Raw genomic sequence first — 17,921 nt, 5'->3', positions numbered from 1 at the left:
AGTGGCATGTCGCCGATAGCTCACCAGTTCGCGAGCAAGATTCGCTTGTTGGCCTCGGCAAACTGCGTTACCATCCGCGCAAGGGAGCATTCTTTGCCGGCGCCGCGGCCAGGCGGCGTATCTCTACGGCAACGTTGAGCAAGAGGAGAGTCTCACGTGTTACGCAAACCCCTTGGGTTGGAGTCGTTGGAACGACGTGCCTTGATGGCCGGTGATGTCACGGCGCAGGTCATTCACGGCGCGCTCGTGATCGAAGGCGACAAGGCCGACAACCAGATCATCCTGAGCAACACCGCCGAAGGCGCGCTGTCGGTACAGGGTCTGGGCGATACGACGATCAACGGCGATCTGGCCGCATTTACGACCACCGCGCGGATCGCATCGATCAACGTGCGATTGGGCGAAGGTGCCGATCGACTGGAAGTGCAAGGGCTGGCCTTCCGTGGCAATCTCAATGCCAGCTTGGGCAAAGGCGACGACAGTGCGTCGATCGCACAATCGGCGATCGACGGCTTCGTCTCGATCAACGCAGGCGCCGACAACGACACGCTCGCGATCGGCACGAACCCCCTGGTATCGCCGACCGGCGCGGCCGCGATCCCCGAAAACGTGCAGCTCGGCTCGCTGTCGCTGGCGCTGGGCGAGGGGGCCAACGTCTTGTCGGTCACCGGCACGCAGATTCGCCGCGACCTGCTCGTGCAGGCGGGTTCCGGCGCTGATCGGCTGTCGTTGGGGCTGTTCGGCGGGCCATCGGCGTCGGCGCTGGTCGATGATGCCAGCGGCTTCGACGTCGAAATCGGCGGGTTCTTGTCGCTGTTTACCGGCGCCGGCGACGACTTGATCCGGACCAACTCGGTGACGGCGCGCATCGCCTCGCTGGCGACCGACGGCGGCAACGACACCGTAACGGCGTCGAACACGCGGTTCGATTTCGTCTTCGCTCAATTGGGCGATGGCGACGACGTGCTCGACGGTTCGGGCGGCAACAACGTGATCAACTGGCTCTTTGTGGCCGGCGGGCGCGGGGACGACTCGTTGTTCGACGCGCCGACCAATACGTTGAATCACGTCGTGCAAGCTGGCTTCGAGACCGTGGCCTGAGACCTCGCGCGGTGCGGGCCGGGGCAGGTCGGCTCGCGCTTTCGTGCTCAACACAACACCTCGCATGCGACGGGGTGTTGTGTTGTCTTCTTTAAGGGCCCCTGTCACTCGACGGAAGCACCCCACGCCCGTGGTGTGGCGTTCGGCCCCGAGTGCTTGACGATGCTTCACGAGACCCCGGGCTTCGATCAGTCCGCCTTCTTGTCGCCCAATCGAGAGGGGATCGTGCCCCGCGCGCGCCGATTCCGGCAGAGGTGGACTGCCTGATGACGGCAGCAGACGGAAGTGCATGGGAATCGAACCCACCTGCGCCGCGTTTGAACGCTACGCACAGCGGTTTTGAAGACCGTGGCCGCCACCAGGCAAGCTGGCACTTCCAAGCCGGGCCGCGTGCGATCGTGCGCAGCGCGAGGCCCAGGCGAACCCCGATTATGGAGACCGCGACGCGCGCAACTCAATTGGCCCAAGAGGGTGGGCTCGCATGGGACCGCCGCGAGGCGGCATGACTGGTTGGTTTATTGACTTGCCCACCTTGATAGTGACTTCTTGCTTGCCGATTCTGTCGCCTAAAATGCCTGGGTAAGCCTGCTGGGCTAGCAGGCCCGTTGGGTGTGACAGGCTGGGTAAATCTTGCCGTTCTCGACGTTAGGCGTTCTTGGGAGTTTGGGAGGTTGCCGAATCTCTTCTAGGTCGACGGTGCGTCGTGGTCCGACCGGCACCCCTGCATTGCACGGGGGCCCGAATCGGAACACAGCGTCGATGACCTAGCCTGCGGTCCTCCTACCCGACCGAAAAGTTGCCGTTTGAGCAATCAGGTCTTGCCGACTGTGATCGGTGCTGCCGGTCTCGATTCGGTGAGCCCGCCCCCGAGGCTCAAACGACGATCCCGCCAGGAAGGCTAACAGTCCTTGGACATTTGACGAGAGCCCTCAGCGGTTGCTCGGACGACGGGCTTGGGCCGTCGCGACGAGTCCGCCGGAGGCGCGGCGACTGCACCAAGTAGAGGAAGCAAGACTCGTGGAACGCGATCGTATGCCGGGTTCGTTTTTCGGACCGGCGACCTTTGTCGAATTGGTCCGCCATCGAGCCATCCACCAGCCCGATTTGCGCGTTTTCACCTATCTGGTCGACGGCGAATCGCAGGAGCAACACCTGGCCGCGGGCGAGCTCGATCGCCAGGCCCGGGCCATCGGGGCCTTGTTGGCGGCCGAGCGCATGGCCGGCGAACGGGCGCTGCTCCTGTATCCGCCCGGGCTGGAGTTCATCGCGGGCTTTTTCGGTTGCTTGTACGCGGCCACGATCGCCGTGACCGCATTCCCTCCGCGACGCAATCGATCGCTCGAGCGGATTCAGGCCATCGCGGCCGACAGCGAGGCCCAGGCAGCACTGACGACGACGGCCATCTACGAGCGCATTGGTCCCATGCTCGACGAATTGCCCCAGCTCAAGCGGCTGCGCTGGCATTTGACCGATCAGCTTTCGCCGGATCTGGCGACCGGGTGGCATGTGCCCACGGTTCACACCGACACGGTAGCGTTCCTGCAATACACCTCGGGATCGACCGCGCGGCCCAAGGGTGTCGTGTTGACGCACGGCAATTTGCTGCACAACTCGGCGGCCATCCATCATCTGTTCGAGCACACGCGCAGCGGTTCGGGCGTGTACTGGTTGCCGTCGTATCACGACATGGGCCTGATCGGCGGCATCCTGCAGCCGCTGTATGCCGGGCGTCCGAACGTGTTCATGTCGCCGATGGCATTCTTGCAAAAGCCGGTGCGCTGGCTGCAAGCGATCTCGCGCTATCGCGGTACTACGAGCGGCGCGCCGAATTTTGCTTACGAGTTGTGCCTGCGCAAGACCACGGACGAAGAGCTGCGCGAGCTCGATCTGAGCAGTTGGCGCGTGGCGTTCAACGGCGCCGAACCAGTGCGCGCCGAAACCTTGCGGGCCTTTGCCGAACGCTTCGCGCCTTGCGGGTTCCGGCCCGAGGCGTTCTATCCTTGTTACGGCCTCGCCGAAGGCACGCTGATCGTGACTGGTGGATACGTGCAGCGCCGACCGCTGGTGCTCGGTTTCGACGCGGCCGCGCTCGAACACCGCCGGACTCAACTGGCCGACGAGGAATCGGCCTCGATTCGCGAGCTCGTTAGCTCGGGCGAAGCGATTCCTGACCAGACAGTGTTGATCGTCGATCCGGAGACGCTCACGCCCGTCGCCGAAGGCCACATCGGCGAGATTTGGGCCGCCGGGCCAAGCATCGCCCAAGGCTACTGGCAGCGCCCGGACGAACAGGGGCGCACGTTTGGCAACTACTTGGCCGACGGCACCGGGCCCTACCTGCGGACCGGCGACCTGGGGTTCTTCGCTCAGGGCGAATTGTTCGTCACCGGGCGTCTCAAGGACTTGATCATCGTTCGCGGTTTGAATCACTATCCGCAGGACATCGAGCAATCGGCCGAGCTGGCCCACGCGGCTCTGCGGCAGGGTGCGGCCGCCGCGTTCGACGTGCCGGAAAACGGCTCGCAACGGCTCGTGCTGGCGATCGAGGTCGAGCGCACGCGGCGCCAGGACGCCCCCGCCGCGGCTGACGCGGTGCGTCATGCCGTGGCGCGCGAGCACGAGTTGATGCTCGATGCGATCGTCTTGCTCAAGCCGGGGAGCATTCCCAAGACCTCGAGCGGCAAGATTCAGCGCCATGCATGCCGCGCGGCCTACCTGGCGGGCGAGCTCGATGCGTTTTACCAGTGGTCACGCCTCGACGAGGAAGAATCGCCCCTCGCCACGCCCGAACGCGCGGCAGCGGCCCGCAAAGCACAGGCCGGCGCCGCGGAGCCGATCAAGCGTCCGCAGGTCGAACCTATGCAGGCGGCCGCGACGCCGAGCGCAGCTGGAGAAACGACGCAACATGCGGCCCATGGCCGCGCGACCAACGGCCACGCGCACAAACCGCACGCCAACGGTCACGCACTCAACGGCGAAGTTCACGCGGCCAAGGCCGGCACCAGCGACGAAGAGATCTCCGACCGTGTGTTCGTGGTCTTGCGCGAGCTACTCGGCGATCGCGCGCGCGAGCTGACGCTCGGCATGCAATTGGCCGATCTGGGTATCGATTCGTTGGAGCGGGTGCAGCTCCTGGCCAAGGTCGAGGAGCGGTTCGAGCGGCGGTTTCCCGAGGATATCGCCGGGCAACTCGAGACCGTGTCCGAAGTGATCACCGCGGTTCACGAGCACCTCCTCTCCCAGCCGGCCCGCGCTGCGCGGAGCGTCGCCGATTTGCCGGAGAGTTGCTACCGCTTCGAGCTGTCGCCCGAGTACCAGGCGCTGCGCGAGGACCTGGGTCTGCTCGATTCGCTCGGCATGGGGAATCCCTATTTCAACCCACACGAGCGCGTGACGAACGACACGACCGTGGTTGGCGGCCGCGAGTTGATCAATTTCTCCAGCTACAACTACCTGGGCATGTCGGGCGACCCGCGCGTGGCCCAGGCGGCCAAGGCGGCGATCGACCGCTATGGCACCTCGGTCTCGGCCAGCCGGCTGGTATCGGGCGAGAAGCCGTTGCATCGCCAGCTCGAGCAGGCGATCGCCGAGTTCGTGGGCGTCGAGGATGCGATCGTGCTGGTCGGCGGCCACGCGACGAACGAAACCGTGATCGGCCACCTGTTCGGCGCGCCGGATCTGGTCGTGCACGACGCCTTGGCCCACAACAGCATCGTGCAAGGTTGCAAGTTGTCGGGCGCCAAGCGGCGCAGCTTCCCGCATAACGACTGGCGGGCCCTGGACAAGCTGCTGGCCGACGTGCGCGGCGAGTATCGCCGGGTGCTGGTGGCGATCGAAGGTGCTTACAGCATGGACGGCGACATCGCCCCGCTGCCTGAGTTCGTCGAGGTGAAGCGCCGGCACAAGGCCTACCTGCTGGTCGACGAGGCGCATTCGGCCGGCACGCTCGGCGCCACGGGCCGTGGCGCCGGCGAGCATTTCGGCGTCGATCCCGGCAACGTCGACTTCTGGATGGGCACGCTGAGCAAGTCCTACGGCAGTTGCGGCGGCTACATCGCCGGCAGCCGCGCGGTGGTCGAGTACTTGAAGTACACGGCGCCGGGCTTTGTGTTCAGCGTCGGCATGACCCCGCCCAATGCGGCGGCGGCGTTGGAGTCGTTGCGAATTCTGGCGCGCGAACCCCAGCGCGTGGCGACATTGCGCGACAACGCGCGCTTGTTCCTGGAGCTGGCCCGGGCCCGTGGCTTGAACACCGGCCTCAGCGACGGGACCCCGATCGTACCGGTGATCGTCGGCAACTCGGTGCTGGCCTTGCGCCTGTCGCATGCGTTGCGCGGACGCGGGATCAACGTGCAGCCGATCGTCTATCCGGCCGTGGAAGAAAGCGCGGCGCGTTTGCGGTTCTTTCTCACCAGCTTGCATCGCGAGCATCAGATTCGCGCGACCGTGGCGGCCGTGGCGGAAGAGCTGGCGCGGTTGACCGGCGATGGCGAAACGGCTCCTGAATCCGAGATCTCGGCGCCCAATTTGTCGCATCTGCGGGCGGCCGAGGCGTCGCGCAACTAGCACAGAGCGTTGCCGTCGTTCGATGACCCCACAGGTAAACTGGGCGAACCTTGGCGGATTTTTGCGCGCTTCGACGGTCATTCGCCTGCCAAGTGGCGCCGAAGTGCGACGTTTCGCTCTTGCGTGCCGCGCGCTACAATTTAGAATTGAAGTGGAGCGAGTTGCGAGAGTTTCACGGGCCGCGGGCAAGAAGGTGAATTGTGCTAACCGAACAAGAGGTCTCGCGTAGCTGGCATAAGTTGTTTCAAGGTGGTGCGGCGTCACTCGAGAAGTTCGAAAGGGCCGAGGCCTTGCTCGAGGAACTGCGGGCCGAGAGCCCGTTGCGTCATCGCTTGAGCACCGAGCTGGATGAGATCCGCCGGATCTTCGCCGCCAAGAATGGCGACGCCGAGAAGCCGGCCAAGCCGAAGCGTTCGCGCAAGGTCGCAGCCGCCCAATAGCGGCTGCTGCTGTTTCGCAAGCCGCCTTCGCGAAGGCGGATTCTCCGAACATGTGATCAGGCGCCAGGATTTCTTCCCGGCGCTATTTTTTTCGGTCCAGGTGCATTCCCGTTGCGTGCTAGCTGCATGCTCGCGCGCGGTGCGCCTCGCGAACCGCTCTGGACAGGCCGCCTGCGGTTCGGCATTCTCTCCGGCCTGCATCGGCGGCGTGGGCCGCCGCGTGCAGCCTTTCGGCCCCGGGCATTCGCCCATGAACCTTTCGGAGGTCGTACCCGTGAAGGCTACGGTCCTATTGCTGCTCGGCGTTTTGCTGTTGGGACAGTTCGTCGAACCGGCACGCGCAGAAGGGGGCGGATGGTGGCCATTCGGCGCTACCGAGGAAGAAGTCCCTGACACGAGCGGCGACGACATTCCCGATGCTGCGCCCGAGTCGGCGCCCAAGACGCCTGCGCCAAAGCGACCGGCCGCGAAAAAGCAGCCCTCGCTGTTTGCACGGATGGGCACGAGCACGCGCAATTTCTTTACTCGCACCGGCAATGCCTTGTCGTTCTCGAAGAAGGAGACTTCGACGAGCCGGTATCCTCGCTGGACACCCGAGACCCACACGAAGAAGACGACCAAGAAAGCGCATAAGTCGTCGAAGCAGGAATCGCAGGGGTCGTGGTTCTCCTCGATGTTCGGTCAAGAAGAACCGGAGCCGCAGCAGCCGCAAACCCTCAAGGATTGGATCGGCCAGCCGCGCCCCGGCGACGAGACGTTCTAGCGCGGCGTTCCGCACGACACGGCTCGGTTCACGGCATTCTTGGCGACGTGCACGGCGCGCTTCTATGATGGGAAAAGCCCCCGCTGTCCCCTCATTGTCGCCGACTGAATGCAAGCGCGGCTGCCGCAACGCGAGATCGTCCTGCTGGGAGCCGGCCACACCCACACGCATGTGTTGCGCCGCTGGCGGATGTCGCCGCTCGCCGACGCCCGGCTGACCTGTATCAGCCGTTTTCCAACGGCCACCTATTCGGGGATGCTGCCGGGCACGCTCGCCGGCCTGTACGAGCCGGAAGCGATGGAGATCGACCTGGTTCGGCTGTGCGCCTCGGTCGGTGCGCGGCTGCTTTGCGCCGAGGTTACCGGGCTCGACGTAGCGGGGCAGAGGTTGCAACTGGCCAATCGGCCCGATGTGCCGTTCGACGTGCTGTCGATCGGCATCGGCTCGGTTCCGCGCGCCGAGGGCCTGTTCGACGAACCGCCGGCCGCGGTCGTGCCGATCAAGCCAATGCAGACGTTTCTGCCTCGGCTGCACGCGCGTCTCAACGACGTGGCGTTGCCGGGGCAAACCGTGAAGATCGTCGTGGTTGGCGCCGGCGTGGCGGGCGCCGAGATCGCAATGGGGATGCCCGCCTACCTGCGGCGGCACTTCGCCGGCCGCGAATCGACGTTGACGGTGATCGACCGGCACGCGGCACCGGTTCGCGATCTTTCGCCGGGTGCCGCTGCCCGCCTCGCGCGCCGGCTGCAGCGCAGCGGGGCGCAAATAATCCTCGGTCGCCAGGTCGTAGCGATCGATCCCGACGCGCTGCGGCTCGACGACGGCACGCGCGTGCCGGCCGATGTGGTGCTCTGGGCCACGAGTGCGGCCGCTCCGCCATTGTTGAAGTGTTTGAGCCTGCCGACCGACGAACGCGGTTTCTTGCTGACACGGCCTACGTTGCAAACCGTGGCCGAAGCCCCCATCTTCGCCGTCGGCGATTGCGGCACGTTGGCCGCGGGGCCAGCGCCGAAGGCCGGGGTTTACGCCGTGCGGCAAGGTCCCGTGCTGTGGGAGAATCTGGGCCGTCTGTCCGGCGGCTTGCCCCTGGCGGCGTATCGCCCGCAGCGCGGGTTTCTGAAGCTGGTCTCGACCGGCGACGGCGAGGCGATTCTCGACTACCGCGGTTGGTCGGCCGAGGGCCGCTGGTGTTGGCGGCTCAAGGACCGGATCGATCGCCGCTTCATGTCGATGCATCAGGACTACCAGTCGCCCTCGATGCAAGACGAAGCCTTGGTCGCGCGCGGCGCGCAACCACGTTGCACCGGTTGCGGGGGCAAGGTTGCCGGTCGTGTACTGGCGCGCACGCTTGCGCGGCTCGAAGTACCGGTGCGTCCCGACGTCTTGGTGGGGCTGGACCGCCCCGACGATGCGGCCGTCTTGCAGGTCGAGCCGGGCCCGTTGCTCGTCACGGCGGATTTCTTTGCCGCGTTTGTCGACGATCCTTACCTGGTCGGCCGCGTGGCGGCACAACATGCGGCCAGCGACGTGTTCGCCTCGGGCGGACAGCCGCTGGCAGCATTGGCGCTGGCCACGATTCCGCCCGGCCCCGAAGCACGTCAGGAACAATTGCTCTACGAACTGCTGGCCGGAGGGCTGGCTGAGCTGCGCGGCATGGGGGCCACGCTTGTCGGCGGACACACCATCGAGGGTCCGCAGACCACGCTCGGCTTTACGGTGCTCGCTCGCGCCGCGTCCCATCCGCGGTTGAAAGGTCACCTGCGTGCCGGTGATCGGCTGGTGTTGACCAAACCGTTGGGGACCGGCGTCTTGCTCGCGGCGCACATGCAGGCCCGCTGCCGGGCCGCCTGGTATGCGGCGCTGGTCGAGATGCTGGTCGCCAGCAACCAACCCCCCAGCGGAATCTTCGAACGCTGCGATGTCGCCGGGATGACCGATGTAACGGGGTTCGGCCTCGCGGGGCACTTGCTCGAGATGCTGCGGTCCAGTCGGCTGGCGGCCGAGATCTACCTGGACGAAGTGCCCGTGCTTCCGGGCGCAGAAGAGCTCTCGGCCGCCGGAGTGGCCAGCACGCTGTTGCCTGCCAACCGTGCGGTCGAGGCCGAAATGCAGGTCTCCCCGGACCGGCTTGCCCTGCCGCGCTATGCCTTATTATTCGACCCACAAACCTCAGGTGGATTGCTGCTGGGGGTGCCCGAGACTCGGGTCGACGAGGTCGTCCGCGCGTTCACCGCGCAGACGGGCATGCGGGCCGCGGAGATCGGACGCGTCGTTTCCCGGGCCGGGGACGCCCCCTCGTCCACGCCGCTGCTGACCGTCCAGTAGAATCGAGGCATGGGCATCGATCTCATTCTTGGCACGGCCGGACACGTCGATCACGGCAAAACGGCGCTCATCCGGGCGTTGACCGGCGTCGACACCGATCGCCTGCCGGAAGAGAAGCGGCGCGGCATCACGATCGAACTCGGTTTCGCGCGGCTCGAGCTCGGCGAGTATTGTCTGGGAGTTGTCGATGTGCCGGGCCATGAGCGGTTCATCCGCAACATGCTCACCGGCGCGACGGGCATCGATCTGGCCCTGTTGGTCGTCGGCGCCGACGAATCGGTCAAGGCACAAACGCGCGAGCATGTCGACATCCTGCGCCTGCTCGACACGCGGGCCGGGGTGATCGCGCTGACTAAGTGCGATCTGGTTGAGCCCGCTTGGATCGAGCTGGTCGAAGCCGAGGTGCGCGCGTTGGTCGCCAATAGTTTCCTGCGCGCAGCTCCCATCGTCCGCGTTAGCAGCGCGACCGGCGCGGGCCTCGATGCTCTGCGCATCGCGCTGGCCGAGGCAGCCGCGTCGGCGGCGCGCAGCGTTGTGCCGGACGCGACCGCTCCCTTCCGGATGGCGATCGATCGCGCGTTTACCGTGGCCGGACACGGCACGGTGGTCACCGGGAGCGTAGCCAGCGGCGTCTGCCGTTTGGGCGACGAGCTGGTGATCGAACCGGGCGGCGTCGCCGTGCGCGTGCGCGGCTTGCAGAATCACGACCGGCCGGTGGCCGAAGTCCATCGCGGCCAGCGGGCCGCCGTCAACCTGGCTGGCGTTCATCACGATCAGATCCGGCGCGGGCAGGAGCTCGCCACACCGGGACACCTGGTGCCCAGCCGGCTGCTGAGCGTCGAGGCGCAAGTGTTGCGGCACGCCGCACGCGGGCTGCAACATCGCGAACGTTTGCGGGTGCACGTGGGAACCGCCGAGGTGTCGGCCACGGTGAGTTTGCCCCAGGTCAGTGTGTTGGCCCCAGGCGAGCGAGGGTTGATCCAACTGCTGCTTGCCGAACCGGTCGTGGCGACCTGGCGGCAGCCGCTGGTGCTGCGGCGCGAAAGCCCGGCCGAGACGCTCGGCGGTGGTCACGTGCTCGACCCCGGGGCCGAGCGAATTCCGCGTAATGTCCCCGCGGTTTGTGCGCAGCTCGCCGCGCTGGGCGACAGCGATCCCCTGAAACGCGCGGCGGCGGCGATTTATTTTCGCGGTTTGCGCTGCTGGGCCGACGCGGACCTGATCCGCCTGGTCGGGATTGCGCGGCCCGGCGAAATCGTCGCGCGCCTGATCGAGTCGGGCGAGGTGCTCATACTCGCCCTGTCGCCAACGCGCAATCTGCGCGTGCATCGCGAGGTGGTCGAGACGTATTTGCAGCGCATCGAGGGGGCGCTGATGCACCTGCATGCCGCCGAGCCGTTGGCCGTGGCGGTCGAGCGCAGCCGGCTGGTGGCGCGGTTTGCCGGCTTGGGCGATCGCGCGATCGTCGAGGCGCTGGTCGACCTGCTCGTCGCGCGACATCGTGTCCGTGTGCTTCCCAAGGGGATTGCGCTGGCCTCGCATGGTCCGCGGTTGACGAGCAACGAGCAGAAGCTGCTCGCCGAGTTGGTCGCAGCGATACGCCAGGCCGGACTGCAACCGCCGACGGTCGCCGAGCTGCAGGCTGGCGCCAAGCGCAATCGCGACGCCGTACCGCAACTGCTGCAATTGGCCGCAGGGCAGGGGCACCTGGTCGATCTGGGGGGAGAGCTGTTCGTGCATGCCGAACACGAGGCCCGGGCGCGCGAACTGCTCCTGCCGGATCTGGCCGGCGCCGGGTTGACGGTCAGCCAGATCAAGGATCGCTTGGGCATCAGCCGCAAGCATGCGGTACCCTTGTGTGAGTACTTCGACCGCGTGGGATTCACGCGGCGCGAGGGTGACCTGCGGCGGCTGGCCGCGACTCCCGCGGCCGTGTGATGCTGCCTCGAATCGGAACTGGCCATGCAGCGCGAGCATGAACTCGATCCGCGTCGTGCCGAAAAGTTGCGGGCGCTACCGAGCGTCGGCGAACTGCTGGCCAACGCTGCGCTGCAGCCGCTCGTTGCACGGCTCGGGCATCCGGCCGTGGTCGCCGCCGCGCGGGGCGTACTCGAGGAACTGCGCCGATCGATCCTTACGGCGCCCGGCGGCACCCTCGATCCGGCGGCCGTGCCGCAGCTCGTCGCCGCACGACTGGCGGACGCCGAGTTGCCCCGGTTGCGGCCGGTGATCAATGCGACCGGCATTTTGCTGCATACTGGCCTGGGACGCGCGCCCTTGGCTGAAGTTGCCGCGGAAGCGCTCGTGCAGGCGGCCCGCGACTACTCCAGCGTCGAGCTCGATCTGTTCAGCGGCGAGCGTTCGCAGCGCGTCGCGGCCGTCGCGGGGCTGCTGGCCGAGCTGACGGGGGCCGAAGCGGCGCTGGTCGTCAACAACAACGCCGCGGCCACGATGCTCGCACTGGCTGCCCTGGCCGCGGGGCGCGAGGTGATCGTCTCGCGCGGCGAGTTGATCGAGATCGGGGGCAGTTACCGGCTGCCCGACGTGATGGCCGCGAGCGGCGCGGTGCTGCGCGAGGTTGGCACCACCAACAAGACGCGACTGGCCGACTATCGCGACGCAATTGGCGAGTGCACTGCCGCGTTGTTGGCGGTGCATACGAGCAACTATTCGGTGGTGGGTTTCACCGAGAGCGTGCCGCTGCGCGAGCTGGCCGCGCTGGCGCGCGAGCGCCGGCTACCGCTGCTGCACGATCTCGGTTCCGGGGCCCTGATCGACTTTGCCCGATTTGGCCTGCACGACGAACCGCTTGTCACGCGCAGTCTGCGCGAAGGCGCCGATTTGGTGTTGTTCAGCGGCGACAAACTGCTCGGCGGGCCGCAAAGCGGCGTTCTCGCCGGACGCGGCGAACTGATCGCCCGTATCGCGCGGCATCCAATGGCGCGAGCGGTGCGCGTCGACAAGCTGACGCTGGCCGCGTTGGAAGCCACCCTGCGGCTGTACCGCAATCCGGCGCGGGCCCTGAGCGAGATCCCGCTGTTCCAGCTCCTCGGCGAGCCCCTGGATCAACTCCGCTGCCGCGCCGCCCAGATTGCCGACACGCTGCGCCGAGCTGACCTGGCCCGCGAAGTCACGACGGTGGACGAGGCGACCTACCTCGGCGGGGGTTCGATTCCGGGCCAGCAGGTCCCTACTTGTTGCGTGGCCGTGGTGCCGCGCGACGGGCACGTCGATGCGTTGGCCCAACGTCTGCGCACGGGCACTCCGGCCGTCGTGGGGCGCATCAACCAGGGCCGATTGCTGCTCGACCTTCGCACGGTCTTCCCGCCGCAAGACGAGGCCCTGGCCGCGGCGGTCGCCAGCGGCCTGGCTCCGGCGACGTCGAACGGCGCCGAACGCGACCGGCCCTAAGCGCGTGGTCGGTCGTGCCGCTCGAAGTCGATTGAGAGTTGCTCGAATTCCGGCTAGCATCGTCGCATTCCAATTCTCTCGTTGCAGGAATTCCCCATGCCGCGGATCAAACATGCCGTGTTCATGCGGCTCAAGTCGGATACGCCGCCGGCCAAGATCGAGCAGATGTTCGCCGTGTTGCGCGGGCTCCAGGCCCAGATTCCTGGCATCGAGGATTTTTCCGGCGGCGCCGGCTGCAGCGTCGAGGGCCTCGAGCGCGGCCACACGCATGCCTTCGTGATCACGTTTGCCGACCTCGCGGCGCGCGATCGCTATCTCCCGCACCCGGCGCATGAAGTGGCCAAAGCCGCCATCATCGAGCTGCTTGACGGCGGCATCGACGGCGTGACCGTGATGGACTGGGAAGACCGCGGTTGACGCCGGGCCGTGTCGCACGGCACTTGATGCAAAGCCGCTAACGCCCCTCGCAGACGGAGCTTAGGCCGCCTGCGTCGCGGTCATTTACAGCCTGCGCGCCAAGCCGGCATAATACGGGATTATCGCCACCCCGGCCGGAAAGCGAGGCTGCCACCATGGACGATCATCTCGGCGAAAAGTTTCTAGGCTCCGCGATCACGTTCGACGACGTGCTGTTGCAGCCGCGCTACAGCACGGTCGTCCCGGCCGAGGTCGACGTCGCCACACGGTTCACCCGGCGGATCACGCTCAACATTCCCTTGGTGAGCTCGCCAATGGACACCGTCACCGAGGCCGAGATGGCCATCGCCTTGGCCCAAGAGGGAGGTCTCGGCGTGATCCACAAGAACATGTCGATCGCCGAGCAGACGGGCGAGGTCGACAAGGTCAAACGCAGCGCCAACGGCATCATCTTCGATCCGGTCTCGCTGCCGCCCGACGCGACCGTTGGTAAGGCCCGCGAAGTGATGGACCAGAAGAACGTCTCGGGCATTCCCATCACTGCGGCCGACGGGCGGCTCGAAGGCATTCTCACGCGGCGCGACCTGAGGTTTCTCGAGACCAACGACCTGCGCGTCGGTGAAGTCATGACGCGCCAGCAGCTCGTGACAGCAACGGGGACTGTAACGCTTGAGGAAGCTGAAAAGATTCTGATGGCAAATAAGGTCGAGAAACTGCTACTGGTGGACGAAAAATACAGACTGATCGGACTGATCACGATCAAAGACATCGACAAGATGCGCCGCTACCCGCTGGCCTGCAAAGACCGGCAAGGACGGCTGCGCGTCGGAGCCGCCGTCGGTGTGCACGATTACGAACGCGTGGAGAGCCTGATCAGCAAGGATGTCGACGTGCTGGTGGTCGACAGTGCTCACGGGCACTCGGCCAACGTCATCGAGACCGTCCGCACCATCAAGCAACGCTGGGATATTGACGTCGTCGCGGGCAACGTGGCGACTTACGAAGGCTGCAAAGACCTGATCGAAGCCGGGGCCGATGCTGTCAAAGTAGGCATCGGGCCGGGGTCGATCTGTACGACCCGAGTCATTTCAGGAGTAGGCGTTCCGCAGATTACCGCGATCTTCCAGGCCGCGAAAGCCGCCGGGCCAACCGACACGCCGATCATCGCCGATGGCGGGATCCGCTACTCGGGCGACCTGACGAAGGCCATCGCCGCCGGGGCGCACGCGGTCATGATCGGAGGGTTGTTCGCCGGACTGGCCGAAAGCCCCGGCGAGATGATCCTCTACCAGGGACGAACGTTCAAACGCTATCGCGGCATGGGTTCGCTCGGCGCCATGGTCAAAGGCTCCAGCGAACGCTACCGACAGACGACGCAGGGGAACGGAAAGCTCGTGCCCGAAGGGGTCGAAGGCCGCGTGCCCTTCAAAGGACCGCTGGGACCGTTCGCCTATCAACTGGTGGGCGGGATGCGGGCCGGGATGGGCTATTGCGGCTGTCGCAACATCGAAGAGCTCCGGACCAAGACCCAGTTCATCCAGGTTTCACCGGCCAGCATGCGGGAGAGTCACCCTCATGACATTGCGATCACGCAGGAAGCGCCCAACTACACGATGGAGTTCGCCAGCGGCGACGGAGGCTAACGCCTCGGGTGGCCGCCCAGGGGCGCTCGTCGCGGTCGCTTGGACACTGATCTTCGCCCACACCTGCTGGTTCGCCGGCAGCTCGGCTCGGGCCGGAGAGGCCGGCTGGTCGGGCAATCGCCCGACGGCCGCCGCCGTGAAATCTTCCGGGCAGAATTCTGCCGGCCATGCGAAGAAGTCGTCCGGCAAATCGACACTGCGCTGGAAGCGGCCCAGCATCGCCAAGCAAGCCGCCGCGAAGCACGAGGCCGAGATTGTGCCCGTGGCCTTCGAAGAACCTGTCTCGGTCAAGAAGAAGTCGGTCTCGCGCGTGATCCGCGCCCAGGCCTTGCAAGACCCACAAGCCACGACCGCGGCACGCCAGCAGCCGACGTTGAACGACGAGCCGCCGGCCGAGTTGCCGGGCGAATCGACGCTCGATCTTCCGGAAGAGGAAGCGATGCCCGATCTGCCGCCGCTCGAAGAGACACCGACCGAAGAGCCGGCGATGCCCGAGGAGAACCCGACCGACGTGCCGGAGCCCGGCTTCACGCCGGTCGAACCTTCGCCGCTGGAGCCGGAGCTGCCCGAACCGAGCGGCCAGGACGAAGACCTCGACCGTGAATTGGCCCGCGCGCCGCAAGCCAACGACGGCGAATGCCCCAGCCCGCGCGATTTGAAGCCGATCTCGCAGATCACCAATAGCATCGCGGCTGAAGGCGACCGCTTTCCGCCGGAATGCACGTTGGGCAACGAGACGTTCATCCCCCGGTGCTGGTCGATGACGACCTATACGTGGAAGGCTTCGGGCCTGTGCCACAAGCCGCTGTACTTCGAGGAAGTCGCGCTGGAGCGCTATGGCCACAGTTGCCACCCGTGCTTGCAGCCGTTCATCTCGGGTGCGCACTTCTTCGGTACGCTGCCGATCCTGCCCTACAAGATGGGCATCGAGACGCCTTGCGAGTGCATCTACCCGTTGGGCTACTACCGCCCGGGCAGTTGTGCGCCGCACCTGCTCTATCCGTTCCCGCTCAGCCTGCGAGGAGCGCTGGTCGAGGGTGCCACGGCCACGGGCCTGGTGTTCTTGATCCCCTGATCGCCGCCGCCCCACCCCGGGCGACGAGCAACGAGCGTAACGATCCAAGCCCCGGAGGTGTTCTCACCCCGGGGCTTTTTTTAATGTGCCGGCGGTTGCTCCAACTCGCGAAGCAGTCGCCCGCGCAACGAAATCTGGCGCCCATGTGGCTTGCGCTTTGGCGACTGAACTTGGCTCGACCTCGATAGCAAACGACTTGCCAACCGCCATCGGCGCTCGTTGGGATTGAACTGGCCCGCAATCGCTGGTTTGCGCGGCGTTGCTGAGATCTCGCGCGCCGTAGGCCCAGTTGCACTAACGCGTGCCGTTACTGCGGAAGGGATCGAAAGCCCCGTGATCGCGGCGGCCGACCAGGCGATGTCAGCCAGGCTCCGGGCGGCGCGCGACCAAGGCTACATTCCGCCGCAGCCGCCGGTTCCACACCACGGCGCGCCGCAGCCGCCGGCCGGGCGCGGGGCGCCCGAGGTGCCGCAGACCGGCAACGAGGCGCTGCCCGTCACGGGCGCCGCGGTGACGCTCAACAGCTTTTCGAGCCGCTGGCTCTGGCAATTCGGGCAGAGAGGCCGTTCGGAGCCGCGCACCAGGAGTTCGCAGGCGTTGTGGCAGTCCTGACAGACGTATTCGTAGAGCGGCATCGCAACGTCCCTTGAGCCGAACGGCAGCGGCACTCGGCGGCGCTGCCAGGATGACGATGCGCTATTTTAGTTCGCTTTCTCGCGAGCGAAAAGTCGGCCCGCCGCCCGCCAAAATGCCTCGAAGCTCGACGGCGGCTGGGTTTGTTCGCTCGTTGGCGGCGCTTCGGGTGCCTGGGGCGGCATCGGCGCAACGGGCGTTTGTGGAGGCGCAGGCGGCGTGGGCGCCGCAGGCTCGGCAGGGGCCGTCGGACTGGCCGGCGGAGACGGTGCTGCGGGCGGCGCCGGTGTGATTGGCTGTATCGTATCGATCGAAGTCTCGAGGTGGCGCTCGATCTCTTCGACCCGGGCCTCGACCGCGTCGGCCGCGCGTTCGACTTGCTCGGCGACACGTTCGACGACCGCTTCGACCGTGTCTTCAACGCTCTGCACGTCCGGAACCGATGCGCCTTGGCCGGTCGCTGGTTTCGGCAAGGCATCGTCGATCGCGGGCTCGTCCAGCTCCTTGTCCGATTCGTCGAGCGTGATCGAGCCGTTGTGCGTGGTGATCGATAGCTCGCTGCCGCCGCCATGGACGCGACCCGTCAGCGATCGGTTCTTGCGCTTCTTGCCTTCGAGTTCGAGGTCGTCGTCGATGGCGCCGTTATGAGTCTGGCACTGTACGTCGCAAGCGGTCTGCGGCCCGAATCCGACTTCAACCGCCCCGTTGTGGGTGTTGATTTCTCCCTGCACGGGCCCTGGGGCCAAAAGGACCACATCGAGCGTGCCGTTTTGGCTTTCGATATGGACGTCGGGCGCCGCGGTAACGACGTTAATCTGGCCGTTTTGCGTCGAGGCGTCGAGTCGCTGGCGGACGCCGCGCACATTGATCTCGCCGTTCTGCGAAGACAGCTTGGCCGGGGCCAGCATGTCGTTCACTTCGAGCTGCCCGTTGACGGTTTGCAGATGCACGGCCACCAGTGCCGGCAGCTCGACGTGGTAATCGACCCACACGCTCACCGAGCGTTGATGGCCGTCGCGCCAGCGCCAATCAAGACGCAGCATGCGACCGTCGTCCGAGATGGGCGTAATCACCTCGACCGCGTCGAGGGCTTCCTGGACGGCCTCTTGCGAAGATGCTTGCGCATGGACCGTGGCCATCACACGGACGGCCGCATGGGGCGCCGTATCGCCCTCGATGCGAATCTCGCCGTGCAGGCTCTTGACCTCCAGGTTGGTCAGCCCGCTGGCCGAAAGCTCGATGGTATCGTAGCGCTCGTTATGGAAGGGCCGCAGGGCGCAGCCCTTGACGACCCACACGGCGAGTCCGACGAACAGGAGCAGGCGAAACAGGCCACCGCCGTGCCGGCGGCTTCGCGAACAGGCATGGTGCTTGGTACGGCACATCGATCGCTCCTTCGTTGGCCCGGCCTGGAGACTCGACTCAGCAGACCTATTCGTCTGCCAGCCCCGATTCTTGCCCCGCCGCCGGCGGCTCCTGCGCGGCCCCGCCCGGCGGTATTCTAGCAATCGTCGTTAAACGGTTCCGTAGCAAAGGAATATCGCCGT

General features: G+C 66.2%; 12 protein-coding genes and 1 tRNA gene. 10 read left to right on the top strand and 3 right to left on the bottom strand.

Annotated features, from left to right (window positions below):
* Positions 1 to 156: 156 nt before the first annotated feature.
* Positions 157 to 1,101 (top strand): hypothetical protein, encoded by a 945-nt coding sequence (locus K1X74_04710; protein ID MBX7165628.1) that lies wholly within the window; start codon positions 157 to 159, stop codon positions 1,099 to 1,101.
* Positions 1,102 to 1,381: 280 nt separating this feature from the next.
* On the opposite strand, the gene K1X74_04705 is transcribed toward K1X74_04710, so the two are convergent.
* Positions 1,382 to 1,479, bottom strand: a tRNA-Sec gene (locus K1X74_04705).
* 639 nt (positions 1,480 to 2,118) lie between these two features.
* On the opposite strand from K1X74_04705, the gene K1X74_04700 reads away from it, so the two are divergent.
* The 9 genes from K1X74_04700 to K1X74_04660 all read left to right on the top strand — a co-directional run bounded on the left by K1X74_04700 (position 2,119) and on the right by K1X74_04660 (position 15,741).
* On the top strand, positions 2,119 to 5,667 hold the full coding sequence (locus K1X74_04700) for an aminotransferase class I/II-fold pyridoxal phosphate-dependent enzyme (protein MBX7165627.1): 3,549 nt from the start codon (positions 2,119 to 2,121) through the stop codon (positions 5,665 to 5,667).
* A 200-nt stretch (positions 5,668 to 5,867) separates the two neighbouring features.
* On the top strand, positions 5,868 to 6,107 hold the full coding sequence (locus tag K1X74_04695; GenBank protein ID MBX7165626.1) for a hypothetical protein: 240 nt from the start codon (positions 5,868 to 5,870) through the stop codon (positions 6,105 to 6,107).
* Positions 6,108 to 6,357: 250 nt separating this feature from the next.
* Positions 6,358 to 6,870: a hypothetical protein gene (locus tag K1X74_04690; protein MBX7165625.1), complete on the top strand. Its 513-nt coding sequence runs from the start codon at positions 6,358 to 6,360 to the stop codon at positions 6,868 to 6,870.
* A gap of 108 nt (positions 6,871 to 6,978) precedes the next feature.
* The gene (gene selD, locus K1X74_04685; GenBank protein MBX7165624.1) at positions 6,979 to 9,195 is read left to right on the top strand and encodes a selenide, water dikinase SelD; all 2,217 of its coding nucleotides are present in this window, start codon (positions 6,979 to 6,981) and stop codon (positions 9,193 to 9,195) included.
* A gap of 9 nt (positions 9,196 to 9,204) precedes the next feature.
* Complete coding sequence (gene selB, locus K1X74_04680) at positions 9,205 to 11,133, top strand: selenocysteine-specific translation elongation factor (GenBank protein ID MBX7165623.1); 1,929 nt, start codon at positions 9,205 to 9,207, stop codon at positions 11,131 to 11,133.
* A gap of 24 nt (positions 11,134 to 11,157) precedes the next feature.
* On the top strand, positions 11,158 to 12,606 hold the full coding sequence (gene selA / locus K1X74_04675; GenBank protein MBX7165622.1) for an L-seryl-tRNA(Sec) selenium transferase: 1,449 nt from the start codon (positions 11,158 to 11,160) through the stop codon (positions 12,604 to 12,606).
* 96 nt (positions 12,607 to 12,702) lie between these two features.
* Positions 12,703 to 13,023: a Dabb family protein gene (locus K1X74_04670; protein ID MBX7165621.1), complete on the top strand. Its 321-nt coding sequence runs from the start codon at positions 12,703 to 12,705 to the stop codon at positions 13,021 to 13,023.
* 155 nt (positions 13,024 to 13,178) lie between these two features.
* Positions 13,179 to 14,666: an IMP dehydrogenase gene (guaB, locus tag K1X74_04665; GenBank protein MBX7165620.1), complete on the top strand. Its 1,488-nt coding sequence runs from the start codon at positions 13,179 to 13,181 to the stop codon at positions 14,664 to 14,666.
* A 136-nt stretch (positions 14,667 to 14,802) separates the two neighbouring features.
* Positions 14,803 to 15,741, top strand: coding sequence for a hypothetical protein (locus K1X74_04660; protein ID MBX7165619.1), 939 nt, complete (start codon positions 14,803 to 14,805; stop codon positions 15,739 to 15,741).
* A gap of 392 nt (positions 15,742 to 16,133) precedes the next feature.
* Here the strand turns inward: K1X74_04660 and K1X74_04655 are convergent, their stop codons facing one another.
* A complete protein-coding gene (locus tag K1X74_04655; protein MBX7165618.1) occupies positions 16,134 to 16,376 on the bottom strand; it encodes a zinc ribbon domain-containing protein in 243 nt (80 codons plus the stop codon).
* 66 nt (positions 16,377 to 16,442) lie between these two features.
* Positions 16,443 to 17,759 carry a DUF4097 domain-containing protein gene (locus K1X74_04650; GenBank protein MBX7165617.1) on the bottom strand — a complete coding sequence of 439 codons (1,317 nt, stop codon included), beginning with the start codon at positions 17,757 to 17,759 and terminating at the stop codon, positions 16,443 to 16,445.
* Positions 17,760 to 17,921 lie beyond the last annotated feature (162 nt).

The organism is Pirellulales bacterium (assembly GCA_019694435.1).
Classification (GTDB): domain Bacteria; phylum Planctomycetota; class Planctomycetia; order Pirellulales; family JAEUIK01; genus JAIBBZ01.
The sequence above is the reverse complement of the archived record's forward strand: the minus strand, read 5'-3'. Positions and strand labels throughout refer to the sequence as shown.